Genomic DNA, 25,415 nt, shown 5'->3' on the forward strand with positions numbered 1-25,415 from the left:
GCGCCCCGAGGCGGGTGCAGAGCACGGGCGGGAACGAAGCAAAGCCGGGAAGGCCAGACGGTGGTGGGAGCGAGACCTGCCGGCACAACGAGCGTCTGGATAGAATAAGCCAAGCTGTACTTAGCTTGGCTTAGATGAACTCTCACCATTAAATTGTGGGTTGAGAGGGCGATAAACTCTAGTAGCGCAAGAGGGCGGCCATACCCCCGTAAGGTGCCAGGGACTGGGCTGGTTCCCCAGTTACCAATTCTATCTCAGCCCGGTGGTGAAAGGCTAGGCGCGGTATAATTTCGCGCAGAGCTCCCTTCACTACTTCGCCGCCGCAAGCAGGGCAGCGGCTCCTCTCTTCGGGGAAAAAGAAGTTGCAAGCGCGGCAGTAGAAGACCTCTCCCTTTACCGGCCAAGTTATGATGAGGGTCCTTACCCGCCCTTCTCTCAAAGTGTTGAGCACTTCCGCTGGTCCTACGGCTCCCAATCCACCGCTTAAAGCGGCATCCAGGGCCTTACGCGTTAATTCTTCTTCTTTGCGGCGTTCGGCGGCCGCCAATTGGGGCTTGGCGCGCAAAAGGATTTCGTGCTCCGATTCGTAAAGCGGAGCCACCAAGCGGTCGGCCACCTTACGCGCTACTTCGGGAGGAAGGTAGTCCATAATCCCAGCTATAGCCTTGTCTTCGCCCCCCAGGAGCAGGTAGCTGAACTTCTCTTCCTCCACCCACTTGGTTATACGCTCGGCTATCTCGCGCCAAAAGCCGGCCACCTTTTCTGCCAATCGGTCTTCGAAGGCGTCCACGTTGCTGCCCTTTATATGAGCTCCATGGGCTCCCCGCGCCGTGGGTGCCCGCAAGTCGTAACGCGGCCAGGTGGTGGTGTCTAGGGTGAGTTCCGCTTCTTCGCGGACAGCGGCTTTGCCCAGGTGGGCGGAGAGGAAACGAGCCTGGAAACTGTCCGCCAGCACAATGCCAACTGGTTCGTACTCTTCTAGTAGCCATAGAAGCGGGGTCACGTCGGGTCGCCCATAGTGTAAATAATTTTCGTTGACTCGGGCCATCAAGGAGAGTTCCTGCCGGAAGCCATCGGCTACAAAAAGAACGAGACTTCTTCCCCGGGGGAGATAGGTGTTGACGTAGTGAAGCACTTCTTCCCGCAGTTCGCGCAAGGCTAGCCGCCGCTCCCGGGGCAGAGAGGGAGAAAGTTCCTCCTCGAGTTGGTCCAGGGCGTTTTTGAGCCAGATGCGATAGGCTGGGGGGCTGGTTTGGTTTTCGGGCCGTGTAGGGTCCACGTTCAAGTAAATGCTGAGAATATCGTCGCGTTCGGTGGCCAAAAGTTGGGCGATGATCCCACGATCGACTTGCATTTTTTCACCTCCCATTTACGGGAATTCGCTATCCCCAGCGGCCGATCCTGCTGGTTGACGCTTGCCTCCGGGAGTGCTACTATCTTGGCAGAATCGGGATAAAGTAGGGAGCGGGGATAATTTGCTATTCACCACGCTTACACTGTCCGAAGCCAGGGAGAAGCTGCGTGCCGCTGCGATCTCCCCGGGGGTGGAGGAGGTGGACTTGCTTCAGGCACGGGGGCGGGTCCTAGCTCAAGACCTGGTAAATCGCGAAGATGTTCCTGGATTTGACCGCTCGACCATGGATGGGTACGCGGTCCGCGCCGCCGACACCTTTGGAGCTTCGGAAGGATTGCCGGCCCTCCTTTGCTTGGCCGGCGAAGTTTTTATGGGGCACCCACCTAGTCGGGAGCTCCTACCCGGCGAGGCCTGGCGTATAGCTACGGGAGGAATGTTGCCGGCTGGAGCCGATGCCGTGGTGATGGTAGAGTACACCGAGGAGCTGGACGACCAAACGGTGGCTATTTACCGCCCGGTAGCCCCAGGCGAGAACGTAGTGCGTCGAGGCGATGACGTGGCGGCGGGCAAGATCATTTTACCCGCTTATCGCCGTTTGCGACCAGCCGATGTGGGTCTTTTGGCCGCCTGCGGCTGGGAGCGGGTTCCGGTTTTGCGGCCGTGGCGGATTGGAGTAATTGGCACCGGGGACGAGATTGTAGCGGTAGGGCAGGTGCCGAGCTCGGGACAGGTGAGGGATGTTAATACCTGGTCGCTAACGGCGGCGGTGGCAGAGGCGGGGGGAGAAGCGGTGCGTTATGGTGTGGTTCCCGATCGGCTGCCGGATATTCGCGCGGCGCTAGAGCGGGCCCTGGAGGAATGCGATGGTGTGTGCCTGGCCGGAGGGAGTTCGGTTGGGGTGAGGGATTTAACCTTAGAGGCTATCGCGGCTTTACCCCGGGCCGAGATCTTGTTTCACGGTCTGGCCGTTAAACCCGGCAAGCCCACGCTAGGGGCGGCGGTGGACGGGAAATTAGTGATAGGGCTCCCGGGTCATCCGGTCTCGGCTCTGATAGTTTTTAGCTTTCTGGTGCGCCCTTTGTTGGAGCCGGAGCGCGCTCACCCCTCCTTTCTCCGAGCTCGCTCGAAGCGTTCCCTAGCGTCGGCCCCTGGAAGGGAAGATTTTATACCGGCGGAGATCGGGGTGGAGGAAGGGGTCACAGTGGCCTATCCGGTGCTGGGCAAGTCGGGCCTTATCGCCTGGCTGGCTCGCGCTCAGGCCCTCATACGGCTCCCCCTGGATGCGGAAGGAGTGGCGGCGGGAGATTGGGTTGACGTCTGCTGGATGTGAGGGGGGTAACGCTGTGAAGCGTAATGTTTATTTGGAGGAGATGCCTTTACCCGAGGCGCAAAATGGCTATCTGGAATTTCTTCGCTCTAAGGGTGCGTTTCCGGGGCGGCGCTCGCCGGAAGCCGTGGCGGTTTTAACTGCTTGCGGGCGCGTGACGGCAGCCCCGGTTTTCGCTCGCCTTTCTCATCCGCATTTCCACCAGGTGGCCATGGACGGGTATGCGGTGAAAGCGGCGCTGACTTTCGGCGCTTCCGAACTGAACCCGCGCTCGTTGCGGCTGGGGGAGGAGGCTTTCCCCGTGGATACCGGCGATGTTTTACCTGCGGGCACCGACGCCGTTATCATGGTGGAGGAGGCGCACCAGCCTCACCCGGAGTTCATCGAGGTCGTCAAACCCGTCTTTCCTTATCAAAATGTTCGGGTGGTGGGGGAAGACATCGTGGCCACCGAAATGATCGTCCCCGCCAATCACCGGATTCGGCCGGTGGATGTGGGAGCGCTTTTAGCCGGGGGCGTGAACGAAGTGCTGGTGCACCCTATTCCCCGGGTGGTGATTATCCCCACGGGAGACGAGTTGTTGCCTCCTGGTGCCTCTGAGTTCCCACCGGGGAGGATCATCGATTTTAATTCCCCCATGCTGGCCGAGTTGGTGCGGGAGTGGGGAGGCGAACCGTTGCGGTGGGCCATCGTGCCCGACGACATGGATCGCTTGGAAGAGGCTTTGCGCCAGGGTTTGGAAATGGGCAATATAGTGGTGCTAAACGCTGGTTCCTCGGCTGGACGGGAGGACTTCACGGCTCCGGTGTTGGAACGCTTGGGAGAGGTATTCGCTCATGGCGTGGCCATCAGGCCGGGTAAACCGGTGGTATTGGGGGAAGCGAAGGGGAAACCGGTGCTAGGGATACCTGGTTATCCGGTTTCGGCGGTTTTGGCGGCTGAACTCTTCCTTCGTTCCCTCTTGGCTGCCTATAGTGGACAGGAGACTCCCGTGCGGGATCGGGTGACTGCAGTGCTCTCGCGGCGGGTGGTCTCGCCCGCGGGCGTGGAGGAGTTCGTGCGGGTTAAGCTGGGGCGTATAGGAGAGCGGGTGGTGGCCACTCCCTTGGGAAGAGGCGCTGGGATGTTGCTCACCTTGGTGCGAGCCGATGGCATCTTACGTGTTCCCCGCTTCTCCGAGGGGTTCGACGCCGGTAAAGAGGTGACGGTGGAGCTCCTGCGCCGAATGGAGGAGATCGAAAACACGGTGGTGGTTATCGGGAGCCATGACCTGGCTCTGGATATTATGGCCAATTATTTGCGTCTCCTCTTCCCCCGCGCTTCGCTTTCCTCGGCGCACGTGGGCAGTTTAGGAGGTTTGATGGCGCTTAAGCGGGGGGAAGCTCACCTGGCTGGCACTCACCTCTTGGACGAGGCCACGGGGGAGTATAACGTGACCTACCTAAAGCGCTATCTGGCCGACGTGCCCGTAGTGCTGGTCAATCTAGCTTACCGGGAGCAGGGATTTATAGTGGCGCCGGGGAACCCCAAGGGTATCCGGGACTTTAGCGACCTGGTGCGGGAGGATGTGCGTCTGGTAAACCGCCAGAAGGGAGCCGGTACCCGGGTGTTACTCGATTACCACCTGCGCCAGCAGGGCATCGATCCGTGTCAGATCCAGGGCTACGATCGGGAAGAGTACACCCACACTGCGGTAGCGGCGGCGGTGCTTTCCGGGGTGGCCGATGTGGGCTTGGGCATCCGGGCAGCGGCGCTGGCTTTGGGTTGCGATTTCATACCGGTGGCCGAAGAGCGTTACGATCTTTGTTTTCTTCTTCCCTACTGGCGGGGGCAAGTGGGAGAGTGGTTGCGAGCGGTGCTGGCGCATCCCGAGTTCAGACAGGCGGTAATGGCTCGGGGTGGTTACGATTTACGTGATTGCGGCCGCGTAATCTATCAGCAGGGGGAGAACGGGATTTGAGCGAAGCGCGCATGATCCAAGTGGCGGGGAAGGAGGAAACCTTGCGCCGGGCGGTGGCTCGGGGGGAGGTGCGGGTGAACCCGACTACCCTAGCCATGATCGAAGAGGGTAGTTTGCCTAAGGGCGACGTGCTCGCTGTGGCTCGGGTGGCGGGGATAATGGCGGCTAAAAACACCCCCAAACTCATACCTCTTTGCCACCCGGTGCGCTTGACTTCGATAGAGTTAGAGTTTGGTCTGGACCAGGAAAAGGGGAAGGTGCTCATTGAGGCCCGGGTTGCGGCAGTAGATCGCACCGGAGTAGAAATGGAGGCCATGACGGCGGTGGCCGCGGCGGCTCTGACCGTTTACGATATGGTCAAAGGAGTGGATAGGCTGGCGGTGATAGGTAAGTTGCGCCTAGTGGCTAAAAGTGGCGGTAAGAGCGGCGATTTTTGGCGGGAAGGAGAAGATGAGGATGTATCGGGTAGCTATTTTAACCGTTAGCGACAAGGCTTCCCGCGGAGAGCGCGAAGATAGCAGTGCTACGGCCATCCGGGAAATGGTGAACTCTCAGGGCTGGGAGGTGGTGGCTTACCGAGTGGTGGCCGACGAAGTCGAAGCGATCCAGCAGGCTTTGATCGATTTAGCTTCGGTGGCTGACTTGGTCTTGACCACGGGAGGGACGGGCCTGGCTTCGCGTGACGTTACCCCTGAGGCTACGTTGGCGGTGATTGAGAAAGAAGTTCCTGGTTTGGCCGAAGGGATGCGGCTACTAACCGCTTCTCGTTCTCCTCGTTCCCTGCTCAGCCGGGCGCGGGCCGGCATCCGCGGGCAGGCGTTGATCGTAAATTTGCCAGGAAGTATGCGGGGAGCACGTGAGTGTTTGGGGGCTATCCTTCCCGTGTTAGAGCATGGCCTGGATATCCTTACCGGACGGGCTAAGGAGTGTGGTGAACACTAATGCATCCTATTCTTTTTCATCTAGGCCCCCTGACCATCTATAGCTACGGCGTGATGTTGGCGCTGGCGGTGCTGGTAGGGTATTGGGTGGCTCAGAAAGAGGCGCGACGCCGAGGAGTTGATCCCGATTTTATGCCCACCCTTACCTTCTGGGTGGTGGTGGCTGGGCTGATAGGAGCTCGCCTGGCCTACGTCGTAGTAGACTGGCCGCATTTCGCTCCTAACCCCGTAGAGATCTTCTTCATCTGGGATGGGGGACTAACCTTCTACGGCGCAGTGTTTTTGGCGGTACCGGTAGCCTGGTGGCTGGCTCGACGCTATCGACTGTCTTTCGGTACAGCTGCCGACCTGGTGGCCATAGCTGCGGCAGCCGGGTACCCCATAGCCAGGATCGGTTGCTTTCTCAACGGCTGCTGTTACGGCAAGCCCACCAATCTCCCCTGGGCGGTGGCCTTTCCTTTTGACGGGGTTCCTCGTCATCCCACTCAACTTTATTCTTCTTTGGCGGGCTTGATTATTTTTCTTATTCTGTGGCGGTGGCGCACCAAAGAGACTTTTGCCGGTGAGCTGGCTTTCTTTTATGTCACCCTTTACTGCATTTATCGGTTTTTCCTTGAGTTTTTCCGGGTCACTCCGCCGGCCTTCTGGGGACTAAATATCGGCCAAGTGGCTAGCCTGGCCATATTGTTTCCCACGCTAATCCTATGGCTGCTTGGGCGTCACCGCTGGGGGAGGAAATCGGGCGTTTGACCCGAGTGGCATTGCTTTTAAGCGTTGCTTCCCGCTAATCTGCGAGCAAAAAGGTTGAAAGGAAGAGCGGGATGCGCGAACGGGTGCAGATCGATACCGATATCCTTATTATCGGTGGCGGCACGGCGGGATGCTTGGCCGCGTGGGAGATCCGAAGAGTGGCCGGTTCCCACCTGCGGATCACCATAGCGGATCGAGCTAACGTGCGGCATAGCGGCTCGTTGGCTGCTGGTCAGAACGCCCTCAACGCTTATATTAACCAGGGAACTCCGGAGGATTGGGTGGCCTACGTGCGCTACGACCTTTTGGGAGGCCCGGTGCGAGAAGATATTCTTTTGAGTGTGGGCTACGAACTCAATGAAACGGTGGCTTTAATGGAAAGGCAAGGGCTGCCCATAAAGAAAGACAACCAGGGGCGCTATCTGCGCCGGGGCAAGTGGAATATAGAGATCAACGGCCGCTGGCTCAAACCTTTGACGGCCAAAATGGCGGAGCGGGCGGGAGCTCAGGTGCTGAACTGGGTTTACATCACCGAGCTCTTGTGTCAGGAGGGGCGCTGCATGGGAGCGGTGGGCTTTGGAGTCCGGGACGGCAGGTTTTACGTGATTCGCGCTCGCGCGGTGCTCATGACTGCTGGCGGCGCGGCAGGGATTTGGCGCTCGCGCTACGAGGGAGATGCCCATCACCGCATGTGGTATGTGCCTTTCAATAACGGGGCCAGCTACGCCATGATGAAACGGGCCGGAGCCGAGATGACCGGTTTCGATACCCGCATGATTCCTTTGCGCATAAAGGATACCTATGCGCCTGCGGGGACTTTGGCCATTGGGGTAAACGCTCCTATGGTCAACGCCATGGGCGAGGTGTTCATGTTGGAGAAAGAAGAATACGTGCGTATGGGCGGCCACACTGCTCCCACCCCCGTTCGGGTCTGGGCGTGTTATCGGGAGATCGCGGCTGGGCGGGGCCCTATTTTCATGGATACCACGCGGGGCGATCCGGAAAAAATGGCAGGCTTGCGAGAGCAGTATCTTGATATGTCCCCCACCACCGTACTCTACTGGGCGGCTCACGACATAGACCCGGCTCGTGAGCCCATTGAGATCGAGGCGGACTCTCCCTTTCTAGTGGGGGCACATGCTGCCTGTTGCGGGGCTTGGACTATTGGCATTACTCGGATGACCACCATCCCCGGCCTTTTCGCCAGCGGCGAAGCGCTAGGGCAGGCCCCTTCCCGTTACATTTCCGGCTGCTGGACCTGCGGACGCATAGCAGGACGCCATATGGTGCAATGGCTAGAAGGAAGATCAGCGGAGCCGGAACTCGACCCGGCTTTGGTGGCTCAGCTGGAGACGCGCACTTTCGCGCCCCTGGAACGCTGGCATAGACAGGAATTCTTCACTAATGGCAAACCCGTGCAAGGGGTGCTACCCCGGGAAATGGAAGCTTACATGCAGAATACAATGGAAGATTACTGCGGTGGGCGCATTCACCATTTCACCATAAGTGAGCCTTATTTAGAAATAGCTAGGAAGCGCCTCGTCCGCTTACGCCGCGATCAACTGCGTTATTTAGTGGCTCGCGACCTTTTCGAGTTGGAGAGGGCCTGGGACGTGATTAACCGTCTGGACTGTTGCCAGTTGGTGATCGAGCACATCAGTTATCGCAAAGAGACGCGTTACTTGGGCCTGGTCACTCGGATTGATTACCCCGAGCGTAACGACGCCGAGTACGACTGTTTTATTTGTTCGGTCTGGCATCCAGAGACGGACACGCTGGTTTTTAAAAAGTATCCTTATGAGCAAATCGTACCGGGTGACCGGACCAGAGAGACCGTGTAGAGGAGTGAACTGTGTTGCCCGCTTATGTTTTGCCTGACAAATGCGATGGCTGCCAAAACGAGGATGATCCCCGGTGTGTTTCCGTTTGCCCTGGAAATCTTTTTATGATCGATCCGTCCATGGGTAAAGCTGTCTGTCGTGACCCGGGCGAGTGCTGGGATTGTATGACCTGCACCATTTGCTGCCCTCACCAGGCCATAGTGACCCAGGTTCAATATCAGCTGGCTCCCATACCGGCACGGCTTATTCCTCACCTGGGCCAGCGCCGCATTACTTGGACTTTGATCGACAGTAAAGGGCGTATCAGCCGCTTAGAAAATGTGATCCTGGCGGAGGTAGAGGAAGGGGGTGAAGCAGGATGATCGGATACCTGGAGGGGACTTATGCTTGGCAGCCCCGGTTCCGGAAGCTGGCGTCCTTCCGGCTGGTGCCCAGTTTCTCCGGCCTCAAGTACTTGTCCACTTTCTTCACCCTGCGGCGCTGGGAAAGACTCGGGCGTTCTTTCCCAGGCAAGCTTTCACCTCTTGCTACCTCTCCTGGCCCACCCTCACCGAGAGGGAGGTGATAGCGGAGCACGAAAAGGTGAATTTGGCCCTTTGCCATCTGGTGGCCCGGTCGCTCTCTTCCGGTAAGCACCGGGTGCGGGCGAGCTAAGAAGTTCATAGGTTCCACTGGGGTGCCCCTGCTTTGAGGGGAGAATAGGGAAGCAGGTGCAAATCCTGCGCGGCCCCGCCACTGTAACCGGGAGCTGCCGCTCAATTGCCAAGCCACTGGGCGATGACTGCCTGGGAAGGCCGGGCGGCGGCGAGGAACGGGAGCCAGGAGACCTGCCCCGGTGGCGTCCTGGGGCATCCTTCGCGGGAAGGAGGCCGGGAGAAGGGTCTTTTGTGCCTTTTGACTTTAAAACCCCGGCTGTCCTACAGGGGATGCACCGGGGTTTTAAAATTTCTTAGAAAGGGTGGTGCTCTTTGGCGAAGAAAAAGATGACCGGCAGCCTAGTTATCTTTCTTCTGTTGGGTGCGGCTTCACCGGCCTACGCCATGCACATCATGGAGGGCTTTCTTCCTCCTAAGTGGTGCCTCTTCTGGTACGTAGCTATGCTTCCCTTTCTTTTGGCAGGCTTCTTTTCCGTTAGCCGCCAGGTGCGCCGTGATCCTCGCCTCAAGTGGCTTGTGGGTTTAGCCGGAGCTTTCGCCTTTGTGCTTTCGGCCCTCAAACTTCCCTCGGTTACCGGCAGCTGCTCTCACCCCACCGGCGTGGGCTTAGGAGCAGTGCTTTTCGGCCCCACCACCATGACCGTCCTGGGCTTCATCGTTCTCCTCTTCCAAGCCCTTTTACTGGCGCACGGGGGCTTAACCACCCTCGGGGCCAACACCTTTTCTATGGCTGTGGTGGGGCCCTTAGTCTCCTACGGCATCTATAAGGGCTGTGTCTCTTTACGCCTTCCCAGGGGCCTGGCTGTCTTCTTGGCCGCCACGTTGGGGGACTGGGCTACTTACGTCACCACCTCTTTCCAGCTGGCCTGGGCCTTCCCGGGCAGCAGTTTCTGGGGTTCATTTCTGAAGTTCGCCGGCATTTTCGCCGTAACCCAGGTGCCTTTAGCCATAAGCGAAGGGATTCTCACCGTGGTGATCTTCAACCTGCTGGTCAAGTATAACCGGGAAGAGTTGGAGCTTCTGGGTGTGCTTTCTGAAGGAAGGGAGGAGACGGCCCGTGCTTAAAAATGCTCTGCTCTTATTGCTGGTGGCCGGCCTTATAGCTTTTCCCCTGCTGTGGGGTAAAGGGCATTCTTTCGGGGGCGCCGATGACCAGGCCCAAGAGGTGATTAAGGAGGTGGCTCCTCATTATCAGCGTTGGTTCGAGCCTCTATGGGAGCCCCCGAGCGGGGAGATAGAAAGCCTGCTTTTCGCATTGCAAGCGGCTATAGGCAGCGGTTTCGTCTTTTACTACCTGGGTTATTCCAAGGGGCGGCGGCAGAGGTCATGACCGAGTTTCTTCCCTTCGATTACTGGGCTTACCACAACCGCTGGCGAGAGGTGCATCCGGGGGCTAAGCTCCTCTTTGGGGTGGCTGCGCTGGTGGGAGCTTGTCTTGTGCACCGTCCCCTGGCAGGATTGGCTGTAGGAGGAACGGCGGCTTTACTCACCGTGGTGGGGGCCGGCATTCCCCTACGCGTTTACCTGCGCCTTTTGCTTCTGCCGGTCGGCTTCCTTTCCCTGGGCCTCGTAAGCCTGCTCTTAGACTTTAAAGAAGGGAGGCTGGTCTATACCGGTCTTGCTCTGGCGGAGACGGTGGCGTCCCGTTCGCTGGCCGCCGTCGCCGCCCTTTACTTCTTGATTTTCACCACCCCCGTAGGGGAGATCCTGGCTCTGCTCAGGCGGCTGGGCGTTCCTGCCCTGTTTCTGGAGATCTGTATCCTGACCTACCGGCACCTCTTTGGCCTCCTGCGTACCGCCAACCGGCTGCGCCTGGCACAACTGGCGCGGGGTGGCCGGCTGCGGGGACGGCTGGCCTGGCGGGTGGCGGCAGGGCTTGTTCGCCAGCTTTTTCTCTTGGCCCAGCACCGCGCCCACCGGAACTACCTGGCTCTGATGGCGCGGGGTGCGGAGGAGCTCGCTTTTCGGGGACGCCCGCAGGTCCTGCGCTGGCGGGAATTCGGCTTTTTCGGCCTCTGGGCCGGGGTCGAGCTCTTGCTTGCTTGGTGCTTAGGGAGGTGAGGTGGGCTGGCTCCCGTTTTGGAGGCGGTGAAGGTGAGCTTTACTTATCCGGACGGCACGGAGGCCCTGCGGGAGGTTACTCTGGGTGTACCCGAGGGGAAGAGAGTTGCCCTAATCGGGCCTAACGGCTCGGGCAAGACCACTCTCTTCTTCCTCTGGCTGGGACTCTTCCGTCCTTCGGCAGGGGAGGTGCGCTCCTGGGGAAGAGGACTGAGTTGCCGGCGCGGCGAACTGGAAGAATTACGCCGCAAGGTGGGGCTCGTCTTCCAGGACCCGGAGGATCAGCTCCTGGCCCCTACTGTCTGGGAGGAGGTGGCTTGGGGGCTCTGGGCTCGGGGGTACGAGGGGCAGTTGGTAGAGGAAAAGGTGCGGACGGCTTTGCAGGCCGTGGAGCTTTTTGACCAGAGGTATAAGCCGCCACATCTTCTGAGCTACGGCCAGAAGAAACGCCTCTGCCTAGCAGCGGTGCTGGCGCTGGAACCGGAGGTGCTGCTGCTCGACGAGCCCACGGCGGGGCTGGACCCGGGCCAGACCAGGAGGCTTTTGCATTTCTTGTCGGGCTTAAAGGGATGCACCATAGTCTTTTCCACCCAGGATGTGGATTTGGCCTACTCCTTTGCCGAGCATCTCTTTGTGCTCTGGCGGGGCAGGCTGGTAGCCGAAGGGAGGCCGGCTGAGGTCCTGGCGCAGGCCGATTTTATGGAAGAGGTGGGGCTTGCTGTGCCAGTGGTCCTGCGCCTTTATCAGGCGCTAAAAGAAAGGGGCAAGATGAGTTCTGACGGTTCGCCTCCCACCCGCTGGGAGGAGCTAGTAGCGCTTCTGGAGGGATAGAGTTGAAGAAGCCCTGGCGTCACGGCTACACCACCGGCGCCTGTGCTGCGGCGGCGGCCAAAGCGGCGGCCCTCCTTCTTTTCCACGGCGTTTTGGTGGAAGAGGTAAAAATAAAAACCCCTCAGGGCAAAGAGCTCGTGCTGCCAGTAGCCTCGGCGGAGAAGGGGGAGGGATGGGCGCGCTGCGGGGTGGTGAAGGACGCGGGGGACGATCCTGATGTCACCCATGGACTCACCATCTACGCCACCGTGGCTCCCGCTCCTGAGCTCCGGTTGGAAGGAGGGCCGGGGGTAGGGGTGGTGACGCGCCCCGGTCTGCCCGTGCCCCCAGGAGAGCCGGCCATAAACCCGGGACCGCGGCAGATGATCCTGGAGGCGGTAAGAAAAGTATTGTCTCCGGGGCAAGGGGCGGTCATCGCCATAAGCGTTCCGGGTGGAGAGAAGGTGGCGGCCCGCACCTTTAACCCCCGGCTGGGCATAGTGGGAGGGATTTCCATCCTGGGTACCACCGGGGTGGTGATTCCCTTCTCCGAAGAAGCCTACCGGGAAAGCCTCAAGGCGGCGGTAAACGTGGCGGTGGCGGAGGGGCAGCGTGTTTTGGTTTTGGTCCCGGGGCGTTCCGCTGAGAAGCTGGCCTTAAGTTACGGCTTCCCGGCAGCGGCGGTGGTGCCCATGGCTAATTACGTGGGCTTTCTCTTGCAGCACTGCGCCGAGGCGGGAGTGGAGGGAGTGATCCTCTGGGGGCAAGCGGGAAAGCTTTTAAAAGTGGCGGGAGGGATTTTTAACACCCACAGCCGGGTAGCCGATGCCCGCAGGGAAGTGCTGGCGGCTCTAGCAGCGGTGGAGGGGGCTTCGCCTTTTTTGGTGCAGCGTATATTAGAAGCGGCAACGGTAGAGGAGGCGACGGAATGGCTGACCAAAGAGAACTTAGAGCTTGTGTGGTACCGGGTGGCGACGCGCGCTGCTGCTCGGGCCCGGGAGTTCAGCGGGGAAAATCTTCGGGTGGAAGCAGTGCTTTTCGACCGGAGCGGCAATCTGCTGGGGCAAAGTGAAGGGGCGGCGGCGTTAGCTGCCTGCCTGGGGGTCGAGCTGCCTGGCGGCTGTCCTTCGGCCCTTCCCCCCGGTCTTTACCTGGTGGGAGTGGGGCCCGGAGCTCCGACCTGCCTTACTCCGGCGGCTTGGCGATTGATCCGGCAGGCCGGCCGGCTGGTAGGGGTCCCTAAGGTCTTACAACGCCTGGGATTGACCGGTGACCCTCTGCCGGTACCTATGGACTCCTTTCTGTCCTGCCTGGTGCAGCAAAGTGCTTCTCTCCCGGTAGTGGTGTTAGTTTCGGGCGATCCGGGACTTTTTAGCTTGCTGGGAACGTTCCGACGCCGCTTTCCTAATCTTCGCATCCAGGTGATCCCGGGAATAAGCGCTGTTGCCGCTCTTTTTGCCCGTCTAGGCCGCGGTTACGAAGAGGCTCGTTTTATGAGCCTCCATGGGCGAGGCACCGAAGAGGAACTGCTGTCCGAGTTGCGACGGGGAGGGACATTGGTGATTTTCACTGGGCCGTCCTTCCCACCGCAACGGGTGGGCGAGACGATGGCCGAGGGGGGTTTCGGCCATCTACCGGTAGCGGTCGGGGCTGACCTTACCTTGCCCCAGGAAAAGAGCTGGCAGGGTAAAGCGGAAGGGTTGGCGAAACTGGAAGGAGATTGGTCTAACGCGGTGGTGATAGTATTTGCCTGATTTTCCTTTTGTCACCCCTGGTTTACCGGACACTTGCTTTCGGTGCTCAGCCGTGCCCCTTACCCGGCAGGAGGTCCGGGTGGTGGCCCTGGCCAAGCTGCGCCTGGCACCAGGACAGATTTTTTGGGATTTGGGTACGGGGACAGGAGCGGTGGCGGTAGAGGCGGCGCGCCTGCTCCGGCCCGAAGGGAAGGTTTACGCCGTGGAACGGGATCTAAAGCGGGTGGCCGTGGCCAGGGCCAACGCGTCTCGCTGGGAACTCGGCAACCTGGCGATTCTGGAGGGAGAGGCGCCGGAGGTCCTGCTTTCTCTCCCTTCGCCCCACCGGGTTTTCGTGGGGGGAAGCGGGGGCAAGCTGGGACCCATCCTGAAAGTGGTGGGAGAAAGGCTTTTACCCGGGGGGCGGGTGGCGATAACCGGAGTCACCCTGGACACCCTCTGGGAGGCTTATCGCTGGGCCGATACTTCGGGCTGGGAAGCGGAGCTCCTGGGGATGACGCTGGTCCGAGGAGAGAAAGTGGGTTCGCGCTGCCTCCTCAAAGGGGGAAACCCCATCTTTCTGGTGGTGGCCGAGAAACCGGGGGAGGGGAGATAAATGGCTACTCTTTACGGCGTGGGGGTGGGACCGGGCGACCCGGAGCTCATCACCCTCAAGGCGCTAAGACTGCTAGAGAAAGTGCCAGTCATCTGCGCTCCCCGTTCGCGGGAAGAAGGGGAGAGCCTGTCTGGAGAGGTGGTAGCCTCCTTGCTGGGAGAAAAGCTCCGGTCAAAAGAGCTCCTGCTGCTCCACTTTCCCATGACGCGGGATCGGAAGGTCTTGGAAGGGGCCTGGCGGGAAGCAGCTTCCCAGGTGCTAGCCCGGCTGCGGCAAGGAAAGGATGTGGCCTTCGTCACCCTGGGCGATCCTTCTTTCTACAGCACTTTCCCTTATCTGCGCCAAGCAGTGCTGGACCTGGCTCCGGAAACTCAGACGGCGGTGGTACCGGGGGTGAGTTCTCTAGCCGCCTGCATGGCTCTGGCGGGGGTATGGGTCCAAGCGAACGAGCGCTTAGCAGTGCTGCCAGTGACCGGCTCCCCAGCTGACGAAGTCTGGCCCGCGGGGTGCGATTGCCTGGTTTTCCTCAAAGGCGGGCGTTATTGGGAAAGATTGCGGGCACTGCTGGCCGAGCGCGGTTGCCTGGACCGGGCCCAGGTGGTGGAGCATTGCAGCACTCCAGCGGCTCGGGCGAATCCGGCAGCAACGGTAAAACAGGCATCTTACCTCTCCCAGATTATACTTCACCGCTCGCGGATCTAGGAGGCGAGGAAAATGAGACCGGTTTACATCGTGGGAGCAGGCCCGGGTGATCCCGAATTAATCACGGTGAAAGGGGCGCGACTGTTGAGGGAAGCCGATCTAGTGGTCTACGCTGGCTCTCTGATCCCTCCTGGGCTCCTGCGTTACCTTTCGCCCCGAGCTCGCTGCTATAACAGCGCCGAACTAGACCTAGACGAGATCGTGCGCTTGCTGGAGGAGGGAGCTCGGTCCGATCGCACGGTGGTGCGCCTCTCCTCCGGCGATCCTAGCCTGTATGGAGCGCTGGCCGAGTTAATCGCCGAGTTGGAGCGCCGCGGGGTACCCTGCGAAGTGGTTCCTGGAGTGAGCTCCTTTCTGGCGGCGGCGGCCCGGTTAAAAAAAGAGTACACCCTACCCGGAGTCACACAGACCCTGATCCTTACCCGGGTGGCTGGTCGCACGCCGGTGAAAGAAGATCTGAGTGCTTTGGCCAAGCATAGAGCCAGCCTTTGCCTTTTCCTCAGTGCTTCCCTGTTGGAGAAGGCAAGTGCGGCACTGATGGAGGGATACCCTTCCGAAACCCCGGTGGCCCTGCTGGAAAAAGTAACTTGGCCGGAGGAGAGGGTATTGCTTGGCCGGCTGAAAGACTTGGCGTTGATGGCCAAGCGGGAAAAGATTACCCGTACCGCCCTGGTACTGGTGGGTGACTTTCTTCGAGGAGAGGGTTCTCCCTCCTGCCTGTACCACCCTAATTTCAGCCACACTTACCGGAAGGGTAAGTCATGAAAGAATTGGCGGTAGTGGTTTTGGGCCAGCGGGGGAGGGAGCTGGTTCGCAAATTGGAGCGAAAGTGGCCCGGACCTCTGAAGATCTATCTCCCCCAGCGTTTAAGGGAGGAAGGGAAAGAAACCTACCACTCCTTGCCGCAGCTAATAGCCGCTCTTTTTCCTCGTGTTGAAGGGTTGATCTGGGTGGGGGCGGTGGGGATAGCTGTGCGTCTGCTGGCTTCTCATTTGCGGGATAAGTATTTTGATCCCCCGGTGGTGGTGCTGGACGAAGCGGGGCGTTTCGCTGTGAGTTTGCTAGGTGGACATCACGGAGCTAACGAATTGGCCACGGAATTGGCTGCGGTTTTAGGAGCAGTGCCGGTGATTACCACCGCTAGCGATGCTTTGGGTTTGATCTCCTGGGATTCTTTTGCCCGCCAGTACGGTTTGGCCCTTTATCCCCGCGATCATTTGCCGCGCGCTACTCGGAGTCTACTGGAGGGAGAGGAAATCCTGCTTTATTGGGATGAACAACTACCTCTTCTCCCCCTTCCCTGGCCAGAGCGGGTGAGACGCTTTCTCTGGAACTCGGACCAGATATTGTCCGAGAGCGGCGCTATAACCGTTCTGGTCACTGCCCGGCGCTGTCCTCAGCCCCCGCCTTTTTTGCTACTCTGTCCTCGAAAGCTGGTGGTGGGGATAGGGTGTCGACGGGGAGTGGAAGCCGGGCAGATCCGGGAGGCTCTGGAGGTGACCCTGGAGGAGGCGGGCTGGGCTCTGCCCGCTATCAAATGCATAGCCAGCGTGGAGGCCAAGCGGGATGAGCAGGGCTTGGTGGCGGTGGCGCTGGCTCTGGGTTTGCCACTGCGATTCTTCTCGGTGGAGGAGTTGGCCCTGGTGGAAAGGACCTGGCCCGCTCCTCTCCCCGTTAGTGAGCAAGTGTTAAAACGGATGGGGGTGGGAAACGTATGCGCCAACGCGGCCCTGGCAGCGGGCGGGAAGCAGCTCCTGGTATCGAAGCGGATCTTCCCCGGTGTGACGGTGGCTTTGGCCGAGTGCGACTGGCCGTAGTGGGAGTGGGGCCCGGTAATTTGGCCGATCTGACTTTTCGCGCTGCGGCTTATCTGGAGCAAGCGGAAGTGATTGTAGGTTACCGCACCTATTTGGAGGGGATAACCCCTTACCTGGAGGGAAAAGAGGTGCTGCCTGGCCGGATGCGGGAGGAGATGGAGCGAGCTCGCGCGGCTGTCCGGCAGGCGCAACAGGGAAAGAGGGTGGTGGTGGTTTCCGGAGGCGATCCGGGCGTTTACGGTATGGCCGTGCCGGTTTTGCAAGCCGCCTTGCAGGCAGGAGAGGCGGTGGAGGTGGTGCCGGGGGTAACGGCAGCCACAGCGGTGGCCGCCATGCTGGGAGCTCCGCTAGGGCACGACTTTGCGGTTATCAGCCTCAGTGATTTGCTCACCCCCTGGTCTCTCATCCTCCGGCGCTTGCGGGCAGCGATAGAAGCTGACTTCGTGCTGGTGCTTTATAATCCTTCCAGTTCTCGTCGGCAGGATAAGTGGCGCCAAGCGGTGGAGCTTATCCAGTCGGAGCGTCCGGGTTCCACTCCGGTGGGCGTGGTCTGGGACGCCACCCGGCCTGGTAGCCGCCGAACGCTGACCACGGTAGCCCGGCTGGACCAGGAGCCGGTAGATATGCGTGCCCTGGTAGTGGTAGGTAATTCTCAGACTACGATCAGCAACGGATGGATGATAACTCCGCGGGGGTATGAGTGTCGGTGATCCTGGTACTGGGTGGTACCAGCGAGGGGCGAGAATTGGCGCACCGGCTACGCCAGGCCGGTTATCCGGTGCTGGTGAGCCTTGCTACCCCATTGGGGCGGGCTTTCGCCGCCGAAGGGGAAACGGTGGTGGGCCGCCGTGACGCCGCCGCTTTCCTGGAGCTTTTTCGCCAGCGCCGCGTTTCGTTGGTGGTGGACGCCGCGCACCCCTTTGCCACTGAATTGCGTTGCCAGATCCGGGAGGCTTGCGCCCGCGCCTCTTTGCCCTACTTTCGCTGGGCCCGCCCTTTTTCTCCCCTGCCCGTCCACCCCTTGCTCTACCCCTGCTCCAGTTTTGAGGCTGCAGCCGAGGAGGCGGTCAAAAAAGGGCCGGTGCTTTTCCTTACCACTGGTACCCGCACCCTTCCCATTTTCCTCTCCCGGGCGCGAGAGGCGGGGTGTCAGGTGGTGGTGCGCTGCTTGCCCGATCCGGAAACCGTGTCCACTTGCTTGCAACTGGGCCTATCCCACCGGAATATCGTGGCTCTCACCGGACCTTTCGATCAGGAATTGAACCGAGCTCTCTTCCGCACTTACCAAGCCACCGTGGTGGTGACCAAAGAAAGCGGAACGGCGGGCGGAATGGAAGCCAAGCTGCACGCCGCTTGGTCTTTGGGCTTGCCGGTGGTGTTGGTGCGCCGACCACCCGAGCCGGCAGGGGCTTTTTATTGCTTGGAAGAACTCTTTCTGGCCATCGAGCAGCACGCGAAAGGAGTGAAGAAATGAAAGAGGGTGTTGTGGTTCTAGGGCACGGCAGCCGGGAAGCCGTGGACGAGGCTAACCAATTTATCGTCGAGGTGACGGAGGCGCTGCAAAAATTACACCCCGAGCAAAGGATGGAGCCGGCCTGGATGAATCCCCGAGCTCCCCGGCAAAAATTGCCGGAGGCGGCGGCCAAGCTGGTGGCTCAAGGGGTGGAAAGAGTGGTAGTGTTGCCGGTTTTTCTCACCGCGGGACTGCATTTGCAGGAAGACGTCCCGGCTCTGTTGGACGAATTGTCCAAGCTTTATCCCCGCGTAACTTTCCGCTTGGCTCGTCCCATTGGCTTTGATCCCCGCTTACTCCCCATCCTATCCGATCGCTTGCGGGAGGCTAGGGGATGAGTTTTCTGCTTGACCCCCGCGCCATCGAGGCGGAGAGTTTCCGTCGCGTAGAGGCGGCAGTGGCCCCCTACCGCCACCGCTTCACTCCGGAGGAACTGGAAGTGGTTAAGCGGGTGATCCACGCCACCGGTGATCCCGAGCTGGCGAAGGAGATCCGCTTTCGCCCGAAAGCGGTGGTGGCCGGAATCGAAGCGGTTAGCAGGGGAGCGTCATTGGTTTGCGATGTGGAGATGGTGGCCGCTGGAGTGCGCCACCGGTATCCCGGCCCGGTGCGAGTGGCGGTTAGCCAGCCGGGAGCAGAGGAACTGGCTACCGAGGCGAGTGTTACCCGTGCCTTGGCGGGAATGCGCTTGCTGAGCCAGGAACTGGAAGGGAGCTTGGTAGCCGTGGGCAACGCTCCCACCGCTCTGGTGGGGGTGCTGGAGGCTTACCGGGCGGGAATAAAGCCGGCGTTGGTGGTGGCAGTGCCGGTGGGGATGGTGGGAGCAGCTGAAATTAAGGAAGCAGTTTGGGACACCGAGCTCGCAGTCATGCTGCTCCAGGGCACTAGAGGCGGAAGCGCGGTAGCGGCGGCGGTAATCAACGCTCTGGTGATTATGGCGCGCTTACGACCGTCGTAGTCGCTGGTGGTTTTGCTCTCAGGGTAGAACTGAGTTTTTACTCCGGTGCGGCGCCACGGCTGGCCGGAGTGATTTTTTCTTAGAAGATTTTTTCTGAGGAGCAGCGCAGGTTTTTCAAGCGGTTTTGGCGAACCTATACCTAGGGAGGTTTTATGGCCGATGTACCGTTGGTGTTGGCTTTTTCTGTTGCCATTGCTATTGCTCTTGCCCGGCGGAGCAGGACGAGCAGCTGATCCCAAGGTGGTGATCCTGACCGTCGACGGTCCTATCATGCCTGTCACGGTTCATTATCTGGATCGGGGCATCGAGTTAGCCGAGCGCCAGGGCGCTGCAGCTTGCCTTATAAGGCTGAATACCCCTGGGGGTCTTTACAGCGCCACTCAGAAGATTGTTGCTCGGGAAGTTAATGCGCGAGTGCCGGTTATTGTTTACGTTACTCCTGCCGGGGGCTGGGCAGCTTCGGCCGGTGCCTTCATCACTATGGGGGCCAACGTGGCGGCTATGGCTCCGGGGACGCGTATCGGAGCGGCCCATCCGGTGGCCGGTGGAGGCCAGGAGCAGGACGAAATCGCGATGAAAAAGGTAACGGCTGACGCCGCGGCCTGGATGCGTTCTCTGGCCCAGATGCGTTCTCGCAACGCTGCCCTCGCCGAAGCGATGGTCACCGAAAGCCGGTCCTTTTCGGCTGACGAGGCGCTGCGAGAACACCTCATCGATGTAGTTGCCCCCGACCAAGCTGCCCTTTTGCAGCAGCTGGACGGCAAAGAGGTTACTCTCGCCGGAGGACAAAAGGTCATTTTGTCCCTCTCCCACGCCACCTGCGAGGAAGTCCCACTAAGCCGCTCGGAGGAGGTGCTCTCATCCATCCTCACTCCCGATATAGCCTACCTGTTGCTCACCATAGGGATGATTGGGTTGTTGGTAGAAATTTACCATCCGGGACTCATCATCCCCGGAGTGGTGGGTGGGATCGCCTTGCTGGTAGCCCTGTACAGTTTAGGAACTCTTGATGCTTACTGGGGCGGTTTGCTTTTACTGCTCCTATCCTTCGGTTTTTTTGTGGCCGAAGTCTTCGCGCCTACTCACGGTATTCTGGCCACCGGTGGGGTAATAGGATTTGTGTTGGGCTCCCTGATGCTTTTTAGTATTCGTCCCCAGGGAGTCGGGGTAAGCGCCGGGCTCATAACCGCCATGAGCGTCACGCTGGCTGCGCTGATGGCTATCCTGGTCACCGCGGTGGTGCGGGGACAGAAGCGAAAAGTGCAAACCGGTGAGGAAGAATTAATCGGTAAGCTGGCGGAGGTACGTACCCCCCTTGCTCCTTCCGGCATGGTTTTCCTGGAAGGCGAGCTCTGGCAAGCCGAATTGGAAGCAGGGGAAGCCAGGGTTGGGGAGAAAGTATTGGTAGTGGGCAAAGAAGGCCTTAAATTGAAAGTTACAAGGAGGTAGAGAGATGTTTTCCTTCATGGCTACCCTATTCGTTTTGGCTTTGATGCTGCTGGCTGCTTCCATCCGCATCGTTCAGGAATACGAGCGCGGGGTTATTTTCCGCCTGGGTCGGTGCGTGGGGGCACGAGGCCCGGGTCTTTTTCTCCTGATTCCTTTTATCGAGAGAATGCGTAAGGTAGATCTGCGCGTGGTCACCCTGGAAGTTCCCACCCAAGAGGTGATCACTCGCGACAACGTCACGGTGAAGGTGAACGCTGTGGCCTATTTTCGAGTCATCAACCCGGTGGACGCGGTGATCAAGGTGCTCGATCCGGTTTTCGCTACCTCGCAGCTGGCCCAGACCACTTTGCGTTCGGTGCTGGGGCAATCCGAGCTCGACGAGCTCTTGGCTCACCGGGAGACCATTAACCAGCGCCTGCAACAAATCATCGACGAAGGAACCGAGCCCTGGGGAATTAAAGTGAGTCTGGTCGAAGTGCGCGATGTAGAGCTCCCCGCTTCGTTGCAGAGGGCGATGGCTGCTCAGGCCGAGGCCGAGCGGGAGCGCCGAGCCAAGATCATTCATGCCGAAGGCGAGTTCCAGGCGGCGCAAAAACTGGCTGAAGCAGCGCGCATAATTGCCACCGAGCCAGCTACCATCCAGCTTCGCTACTTGCAGACCCTCCGGGAGATAGCGGCGGAAAACGCCAGCACCATTGTTTTCCCCTTGCCTCTGGAGATGCTGCGTCCTTTGATGCAAATGATGGAGGGGCGCGCGGCAGGAAAAGGCGAAGCCGCGTCGTAGATATGCTATAGAAAGCGATCGCAGCAGGAACTAGGGTTGGGTGGGATTATGGTAGTAATAGGCCCGCAAGAAACGGTTTTCGACGTGGTAGCTACCTTTCCGCAAACCATCAAGGTTTTCCGCGAATATGAGGCTCGCACTGGGGTTTGCATCTGCTGCACCGCTCTTTTCGAGAGTTTGGAAGAGGTGGCCAGGCACTTAGAACTTCCACTGGACGAGATGCTGGAAAAACTCAACGCTGCAGTGAGAGAGGGCTTCCCTGAATAAGGAAGCCCTCTCTCACTGCGTGCCGAAGTTTGTCCTACCGAGTTATGGGATCGAATAGATTCTTTTCGGCCCCACACACGGGGCAGACCCACTCTTCCGGTACATTTTCGAAGTCGGTTCCCGGGGGGATTTCCGGAGGGTCTCCCTCTTCCGGATCGTAGATATAGCCGCACACGCGGCATCGCCATTTCAGCAGCATACCAGATACCTCCTGGTATCCTTATTTTTTGGGGAAAGTATCTTGCCGCCAGAGCCCGTGGATATTGCAGTAAGCCCGGGCGTAAAGAGGGGTACCAAAGGGGCAGAGGAAAGTTGCCTCGGGAGGATCGCCCGGCTTGAGATGAACTCGCTCCAGGTGCTCTCCCGTGTGTAATTCGATCCACTCGATGTAATGGGCTTCTTCCATGGGGTGAGGCACTTCACCCACACGTACCTTTATCTTACCGTTGCGCGGCTCGATCACTGGCACGTGCTTTTCCTGGCCCGCGTCCTCCCGCTTCTCTTCCTTGAGTTCCATAGGTTGCCCGCAACAGACTAATTGTCCCTGTCCGGTATGCAGCACTTCGACGACGTTGCCGCAGATATTGCACTTGTAAATCTGAAACATTTCCGTCATGCGCTTTCTCCTCCTCAAGTTAAAATGGTTTTAACCTCGCTTTTTATATTCTTTTTGCACCCTGCTTTTTCCTGCTGGTGGATCGGAAAATTTTCGAGGCAGCGCTCGATCTTGCTTCAGCGGAGGTGAGAGCGCTATCATGGTAGTGGGTGAGCGGGAACGATAAGATCCAATGTGAGGGTGCAGGCCGGCGGTAGCACGTCCGGCTTTTTAGGTTTACGCCCTCGGCGAGGAAGGTGATGGGCCTTGGCCAATATTTCTGGTGGCCGCGATTATCTAGTCCGGGCAGTGGCTGGCCAGGGGCAGATTCTGGCCCTAGCTGCCCGGAGTTCGGAGTTGGTGCAGAATGCCAAGAGCTTACATGGCACCTCATTCACCGCTACCGCTGCGTTGGGGCGACTACTCACAGCGGCGGCCTTGATGGGTGCCATGCTTAAGGATCGGCAAACCTTGACCATCCGGGTGGAAGGGGACGGCCCGGCGGGCATGATGGTGGCTACCGTCCGCGACGGCAAGATAAAAGGTTACATCCAAGAGCCCCACGTCTATCTGCCTCTAAACGCGACGGGGAAACTGGACGTGGCGCAAGCGGTGGGCGAGGGGAAACTTTATGTCGTGAAGGATTTGGGTTTGCGGGAACCCTATCACGGTTGCGTGCCGCTGGTATCGGGCGAGATAGGAAAAGACCTGGCCTATTACTTCACCGTTTCGGAGCAAACCCCGGCGGCGGTGGGGCTAGGGGTGTTATTGGATGCGGAGGGAGAGGTGCGAGCGGCAGGGGGCTATATTGTTCAACTACTGCCGGGAGTTGAGGAAGCAGTGGCCTCGCAGTTAGAAGCTAATGTGGCAGCGGTGGGATCGGTATCTCGCCTGCTGGCTGAGGGCTGCACCCCGGAGGATCTTATCGAGCGGTTGCTACAGGGTTTTTCCCCCACCATCCTGGCTCGACAAAGCTTTGCCTTCGCCTGCGATTGTTCAAGAGAGCGCTTAGCCGAGGTTCTTATGCTTCTGGGACGGGAGGAACTGGAGGCGTTACTGGTGGAGCAGGGCCAGGTGGAAGCTCGCTGCGGTTTTTGCAATCAGGTGTACCGTTTCAGCCGAGAAGAGTTGGAAGAATTGATTCGTCGGGCGCCCCCGGCCAGATCGGAGCGGGGGTTAGAGCTTTAAGCTAAAACTGCGGCGTAAGAAAAAGGCGGTTCGTCGTTTTTCTCTCCTCATTAAGTCCAAGTCCCTGCTTTGTTGACGAGGACGAGGTTGCCATTTATAATGAAGTTTCGATTGAGGTGAGCGAGCTTTGTTTAAGGTGAACGTGGCGCAGTTGAAGAAAACGCCGGCAGAAAGCCGCCGTTACGTAATCAGGGAGCGCCTCGACTTTTTGGCAGGTGAAGGAGGTCAAAAACTTCCTCTGCTGGTTCCGGTGGAATTAGATCTAACTCTCACCAACGCCCGCACCTATTTGTTGGCTGTGGGCGAAGTTTTGACCGTGGTGGAATTGAACTGTAGCCGTTGTCTCAAGCCCTTCCCTTACACTTTGAAGACGCGCTGGGAAGAGAAGTGGCGTCTGTTGCCCGAAGGCGAAAAAGACCAGGAATTAAGCGGGGAAGAGCTAGATCTTGCTCCTTGCGTGCTGGAGAGTCTAGTGTTGGCCCTCCCCATGAAGCCGCTTTGCCGTGAAGATTGTGCCGGTCTCTGCCCCGAGTGCGGGCACGATCTCAACCAGGGGCCCTGCTCCTGTTCCCTCGCGCCACTTGATCCCCGTTGGGCTGAATTGGGCAAATGGCTTAGCTCTGAAGAAGGAGGTGGGAAAAATGGGAGTGCCGCAGAGTAGAGCATCTAAGCAGAGGAAGAGGATGCGCCGGGCGCATTATAAGGCTGAGACACCAACCTTGACTCTTTGCCAGCGCTGCAAAGCCCCCAAGCGCCCTCACGCCGTGTGCCCCAATTGCGGTTATTATAAGGGCCGGCAAGTGATGGCCGAGGAGAAAGCTTAATCTTTTCCGGTTATCTGTGATTTTAAGGCCACGCGGGTGTGGCCTTAAATCTTTAAGCAGGAAAGCCGGAGGCGGGCGCAGAAATATCTTTATCCGTTGCTGCAGCGGGGTGAAGAGAAAATCTTCATCGGAGCGGTGGCTTAGAGGTGACCGGCGAGGGTTATGGTCATTAGCACTTTGCACTTGCGGATAATGATTGTATAATGCAACCAGATTGCCGCTAACACTCTTCGTGGTATGGAGGGTAAGAATTTGCGTATAGCGCTCGATGCTATGGGGGGCGATTTCGCTCCTATGGCTACGGTGGAAGGGGCGGTGGATGCTGCTAGATCTTGGGATTTGGAGATCTATCTAGTGGGTCCGGAGGAGCGTCTGCGATCCCTACTGCCTCCCGGCAGCGAAGCAAAACTTCACCTCGTGGACGCTCCCGAGGTTATCGAAATGGGGGAGTCGCCGGTTCAGGCGGTGAAGAAAAAGCGGCGTTCTTCTCTGGTCCGGACAGTGGAGCTTCTCAAGGAAGGAGCAGCGGACGCGGCTGTATCGGCGGGCCACACCGGAGCTCTGCTGGCGGCATCCATGCTTATTCTGGGGCGGATCCCTAAGATAGATCGACCGGCGTTAATGGTCCAGCTACCCAATCCGGCAGGGCGTACATTGCTTATAGATGCGGGTGCCAATGTAGATGTAAAACCTTTTAATTTGCTTCAGTTCGCCGTTATGGCTTCTGTCTATGCTCAGCAGATTTTAGGCTTATCCTCCCCTCGCGTAGGTCTCCTGAGTATCGGGGAGGAGGACAACAAGGGAAACGAACTTACTTTATCTACCTTTCCTCTTTTGCGCCAACTACCGCTTAATTTCATCGGCAATGTGGAAGGCCGGGATATTTTTAGCGGTCGTGCCGACGTTGTGGTCTGCGATGGCTTCGTGGGCAACGTGGTCCTGAAGAGTGCGGAGGGAATGGTGCAGGCGGTGGAGGCCATGCTGCGGCAAGAATTGTCCCGCAGCTTGCCTGCTCGGCTGCTGTCTCTGCCCGCTCTTTTTTTTCTGCGCTCTTTGCGTAGGCGGTTGTATTACTCTGAATACGGGGGAGCTCCTTTACTAGGGGTCAACGGCGTAGTGATAGGGGCGCACGGCTGTTCGCGGGCTAACGCCATTAAAAACGCTTTGCGGGTAGCTGCTGAGGCGATCCGCTGCGACCTGGTGGCCAGGATTGTCGAAGGAATAAAGTCGCTCAATAATGCGAAAGGGGTAGAGCTGTGTTGAGTGGCC

Annotated in this window: 31 protein-coding genes and 1 riboswitch; of the genes, 28 read left to right on the top strand and 3 right to left on the bottom strand. The window is 59.1% G+C overall.

Going from position 1 to position 25,415, the window contains the following annotated elements:
• Positions 1-178: 178 nt before the first annotated feature.
• Positions 179-1,354 carry a VLRF1 family aeRF1-type release factor gene (locus tag ACTLLP_RS02770; protein WP_441060516.1) on the bottom strand — a complete coding sequence of 392 codons (1,176 nt, stop codon included), beginning with the start codon at positions 1,352-1,354 and terminating at the stop codon, positions 179-181.
• Between the two features lie 121 nt (positions 1,355-1,475).
• Here ACTLLP_RS02770 and ACTLLP_RS02775 point away from each other — a divergent pair, with 121 nt between their 5' ends.
• The 24 genes from ACTLLP_RS02775 (at position 1,476) to ACTLLP_RS02890 (ending at position 21,539) form a co-directional block, all read left to right on the top strand.
• Entirely contained in the window at positions 1,476-2,684 is a 1,209-nt protein-coding gene (locus tag ACTLLP_RS02775) for a molybdopterin molybdotransferase MoeA (RefSeq protein ID WP_441060518.1), read from the top strand.
• 13 nt (positions 2,685-2,697) lie between these two features.
• Positions 2,698-4,641, top strand: a complete 1,944-nt coding sequence (locus ACTLLP_RS02780) for a molybdopterin biosynthesis protein (RefSeq protein WP_441060520.1) — start codon at positions 2,698-2,700, stop codon at positions 4,639-4,641.
• 11 nt (positions 4,642-4,652) lie between these two features.
• Positions 4,653-5,126 carry a cyclic pyranopterin monophosphate synthase MoaC gene (gene moaC, locus ACTLLP_RS02785; RefSeq protein WP_441061592.1) on the top strand — a complete coding sequence of 158 codons (474 nt, stop codon included), beginning with the start codon at positions 4,653-4,655 and terminating at the stop codon, positions 5,124-5,126.
• Positions 5,098-5,583, top strand: a complete 486-nt coding sequence (locus tag ACTLLP_RS02790) for a MogA/MoaB family molybdenum cofactor biosynthesis protein (protein WP_441060522.1) — start codon at positions 5,098-5,100, stop codon at positions 5,581-5,583. The genes moaC and ACTLLP_RS02790 overlap by 29 nt, the downstream gene beginning before the upstream one ends.
• Positions 5,583-6,332, top strand: coding sequence for a prolipoprotein diacylglyceryl transferase (gene lgt / locus ACTLLP_RS02795; protein WP_441060525.1), 750 nt, complete (start codon positions 5,583-5,585; stop codon positions 6,330-6,332). Before ACTLLP_RS02790 ends, lgt begins: the two co-directional genes overlap by 1 nt.
• Positions 6,333-6,403: 71 nt before the next feature.
• Complete coding sequence (locus ACTLLP_RS02800) at positions 6,404-8,173, top strand: adenylyl-sulfate reductase subunit alpha (protein ID WP_441060527.1); 1,770 nt, start codon at positions 6,404-6,406, stop codon at positions 8,171-8,173.
• Positions 8,174-8,187: 14 nt separating this feature from the next.
• Positions 8,188-8,535, top strand: coding sequence for a 4Fe-4S ferredoxin (locus ACTLLP_RS02805; RefSeq protein ID WP_441060529.1), 348 nt, complete (start codon positions 8,188-8,190; stop codon positions 8,533-8,535).
• A gap of 25 nt (positions 8,536-8,560) precedes the next feature.
• Positions 8,561-8,827, top strand: coding sequence for a hypothetical protein (locus ACTLLP_RS02810; RefSeq protein WP_441060531.1), 267 nt, complete (start codon positions 8,561-8,563; stop codon positions 8,825-8,827).
• A 3-nt stretch (positions 8,828-8,830) separates the two neighbouring features.
• A riboswitch (cobalamin riboswitch) is annotated at positions 8,831-9,022 on the top strand.
• 134 nt (positions 9,023-9,156) lie between these two features.
• The gene (locus ACTLLP_RS02815; protein ID WP_441061595.1) at positions 9,157-9,894 is read left to right on the top strand and encodes an energy-coupling factor ABC transporter permease; all 738 of its coding nucleotides are present in this window, start codon (positions 9,157-9,159) and stop codon (positions 9,892-9,894) included.
• Positions 9,887-10,159 (top strand): energy-coupling factor ABC transporter substrate-binding protein, encoded by a 273-nt coding sequence (locus ACTLLP_RS02820; protein ID WP_441060533.1) that lies wholly within the window; start codon positions 9,887-9,889, stop codon positions 10,157-10,159. The genes ACTLLP_RS02815 and ACTLLP_RS02820 overlap by 8 nt, the downstream gene beginning before the upstream one ends.
• A complete protein-coding gene (gene cbiQ, locus ACTLLP_RS02825) occupies positions 10,156-10,890 on the top strand; it encodes a cobalt ECF transporter T component CbiQ (protein ID WP_441060535.1) in 735 nt (244 codons plus the stop codon). The genes ACTLLP_RS02820 and cbiQ overlap by 4 nt, the downstream gene beginning before the upstream one ends.
• Positions 10,891-10,923: 33 nt before the next feature.
• Positions 10,924-11,721 (top strand): energy-coupling factor ABC transporter ATP-binding protein, encoded by a 798-nt coding sequence (locus ACTLLP_RS02830; RefSeq protein ID WP_441060537.1) that lies wholly within the window; start codon positions 10,924-10,926, stop codon positions 11,719-11,721.
• Positions 11,722-11,723: 2 nt separating this feature from the next.
• Positions 11,724-13,454 carry a cobalt-precorrin-5B (C(1))-methyltransferase CbiD gene (cbiD, locus tag ACTLLP_RS02835; RefSeq protein ID WP_441060539.1) on the top strand — a complete coding sequence of 577 codons (1,731 nt, stop codon included), beginning with the start codon at positions 11,724-11,726 and terminating at the stop codon, positions 13,452-13,454.
• 52 nt (positions 13,455-13,506) lie between these two features.
• Positions 13,507-14,049 carry a precorrin-6Y C5,15-methyltransferase (decarboxylating) subunit CbiT gene (gene cbiT, locus ACTLLP_RS02840; protein WP_441061597.1) on the top strand — a complete coding sequence of 181 codons (543 nt, stop codon included), beginning with the start codon at positions 13,507-13,509 and terminating at the stop codon, positions 14,047-14,049.
• Complete coding sequence (gene cobI, locus ACTLLP_RS02845) at positions 14,050-14,751, top strand: precorrin-2 C(20)-methyltransferase (RefSeq protein ID WP_441060541.1); 702 nt, start codon at positions 14,050-14,052, stop codon at positions 14,749-14,751. It begins immediately after the preceding gene.
• 12 nt (positions 14,752-14,763) lie between these two features.
• A complete protein-coding gene (gene cobM, locus ACTLLP_RS02850) occupies positions 14,764-15,516 on the top strand; it encodes a precorrin-4 C(11)-methyltransferase (RefSeq protein ID WP_441060543.1) in 753 nt (250 codons plus the stop codon).
• On the top strand, positions 15,513-16,568 hold the full coding sequence (locus ACTLLP_RS02855) for a cobalt-precorrin 5A hydrolase (protein ID WP_441060545.1): 1,056 nt from the start codon (positions 15,513-15,515) through the stop codon (positions 16,566-16,568). The genes cobM and ACTLLP_RS02855 overlap by 4 nt, the downstream gene beginning before the upstream one ends.
• The gene (gene cobJ / locus ACTLLP_RS02860; protein WP_441060547.1) at positions 16,553-17,278 is read left to right on the top strand and encodes a precorrin-3B C(17)-methyltransferase; all 726 of its coding nucleotides are present in this window, start codon (positions 16,553-16,555) and stop codon (positions 17,276-17,278) included. The genes ACTLLP_RS02855 and cobJ overlap by 16 nt, the downstream gene beginning before the upstream one ends.
• On the top strand, positions 17,275-18,042 hold the full coding sequence (gene cobK, locus ACTLLP_RS02865) for a precorrin-6A reductase (protein WP_441060549.1): 768 nt from the start codon (positions 17,275-17,277) through the stop codon (positions 18,040-18,042). The genes cobJ and cobK overlap by 4 nt, the downstream gene beginning before the upstream one ends.
• On the top strand, positions 18,039-18,419 hold the full coding sequence (locus tag ACTLLP_RS02870) for a sirohydrochlorin chelatase (protein WP_441060551.1): 381 nt from the start codon (positions 18,039-18,041) through the stop codon (positions 18,417-18,419). Before cobK ends, ACTLLP_RS02870 begins: the two co-directional genes overlap by 4 nt.
• On the top strand, positions 18,416-19,039 hold the full coding sequence (locus ACTLLP_RS02875) for a precorrin-8X methylmutase (protein WP_441060553.1): 624 nt from the start codon (positions 18,416-18,418) through the stop codon (positions 19,037-19,039). Before ACTLLP_RS02870 ends, ACTLLP_RS02875 begins: the two co-directional genes overlap by 4 nt.
• Positions 19,040-19,198: 159 nt before the next feature.
• Entirely contained in the window at positions 19,199-20,488 is a 1,290-nt protein-coding gene (locus ACTLLP_RS02880; RefSeq protein WP_441060555.1) for an NfeD family protein, read from the top strand.
• Positions 20,489-20,492: 4 nt separating this feature from the next.
• On the top strand, positions 20,493-21,272 hold the full coding sequence (locus ACTLLP_RS02885; RefSeq protein ID WP_441060557.1) for a slipin family protein: 780 nt from the start codon (positions 20,493-20,495) through the stop codon (positions 21,270-21,272).
• A gap of 36 nt (positions 21,273-21,308) precedes the next feature.
• Positions 21,309-21,539, top strand: coding sequence for a hypothetical protein (locus ACTLLP_RS02890; protein WP_441060559.1), 231 nt, complete (start codon positions 21,309-21,311; stop codon positions 21,537-21,539).
• Between the two features lie 34 nt (positions 21,540-21,573).
• On the opposite strand, the gene ACTLLP_RS02895 is transcribed toward ACTLLP_RS02890, so the two are convergent.
• Positions 21,574-21,738 carry a rubredoxin gene (locus tag ACTLLP_RS02895; RefSeq protein ID WP_441060561.1) on the bottom strand — a complete coding sequence of 55 codons (165 nt, stop codon included), beginning with the start codon at positions 21,736-21,738 and terminating at the stop codon, positions 21,574-21,576.
• A gap of 21 nt (positions 21,739-21,759) precedes the next feature.
• The gene (locus tag ACTLLP_RS02900; RefSeq protein ID WP_441060563.1) at positions 21,760-22,155 is read right to left on the bottom strand and encodes a desulfoferrodoxin; all 396 of its coding nucleotides are present in this window, start codon (positions 22,153-22,155) and stop codon (positions 21,760-21,762) included.
• A 246-nt stretch (positions 22,156-22,401) separates the two neighbouring features.
• On the opposite strand from ACTLLP_RS02900, the gene hslO reads away from it, so the two are divergent.
• From hslO to plsX, 4 genes are all read left to right on the top strand, one after another.
• On the top strand, positions 22,402-23,322 hold the full coding sequence (hslO, locus tag ACTLLP_RS02905; protein ID WP_441060565.1) for an Hsp33 family molecular chaperone HslO: 921 nt from the start codon (positions 22,402-22,404) through the stop codon (positions 23,320-23,322).
• A gap of 136 nt (positions 23,323-23,458) precedes the next feature.
• Entirely contained in the window at positions 23,459-23,983 is a 525-nt protein-coding gene (locus tag ACTLLP_RS02910; RefSeq protein ID WP_441061600.1) for a YceD family protein, read from the top strand.
• Entirely contained in the window at positions 23,964-24,146 is a 183-nt protein-coding gene (gene rpmF, locus ACTLLP_RS02915; RefSeq protein WP_441060567.1) for a 50S ribosomal protein L32, read from the top strand. Before ACTLLP_RS02910 ends, rpmF begins: the two co-directional genes overlap by 20 nt.
• A gap of 252 nt (positions 24,147-24,398) precedes the next feature.
• Positions 24,399-25,409 carry a phosphate acyltransferase PlsX gene (gene plsX, locus ACTLLP_RS02920; RefSeq protein WP_441060569.1) on the top strand — a complete coding sequence of 337 codons (1,011 nt, stop codon included), beginning with the start codon at positions 24,399-24,401 and terminating at the stop codon, positions 25,407-25,409.
• The last annotated feature ends 6 nt before the right edge of the window (positions 25,410-25,415 follow it).

It is taken from the genome of Desulfothermobacter acidiphilus (assembly GCF_052073645.1).
GTDB lineage: Bacteria > Bacillota > Desulfotomaculia > Desulfotomaculales > Ammonificaceae > Desulfothermobacter > Desulfothermobacter acidiphilus.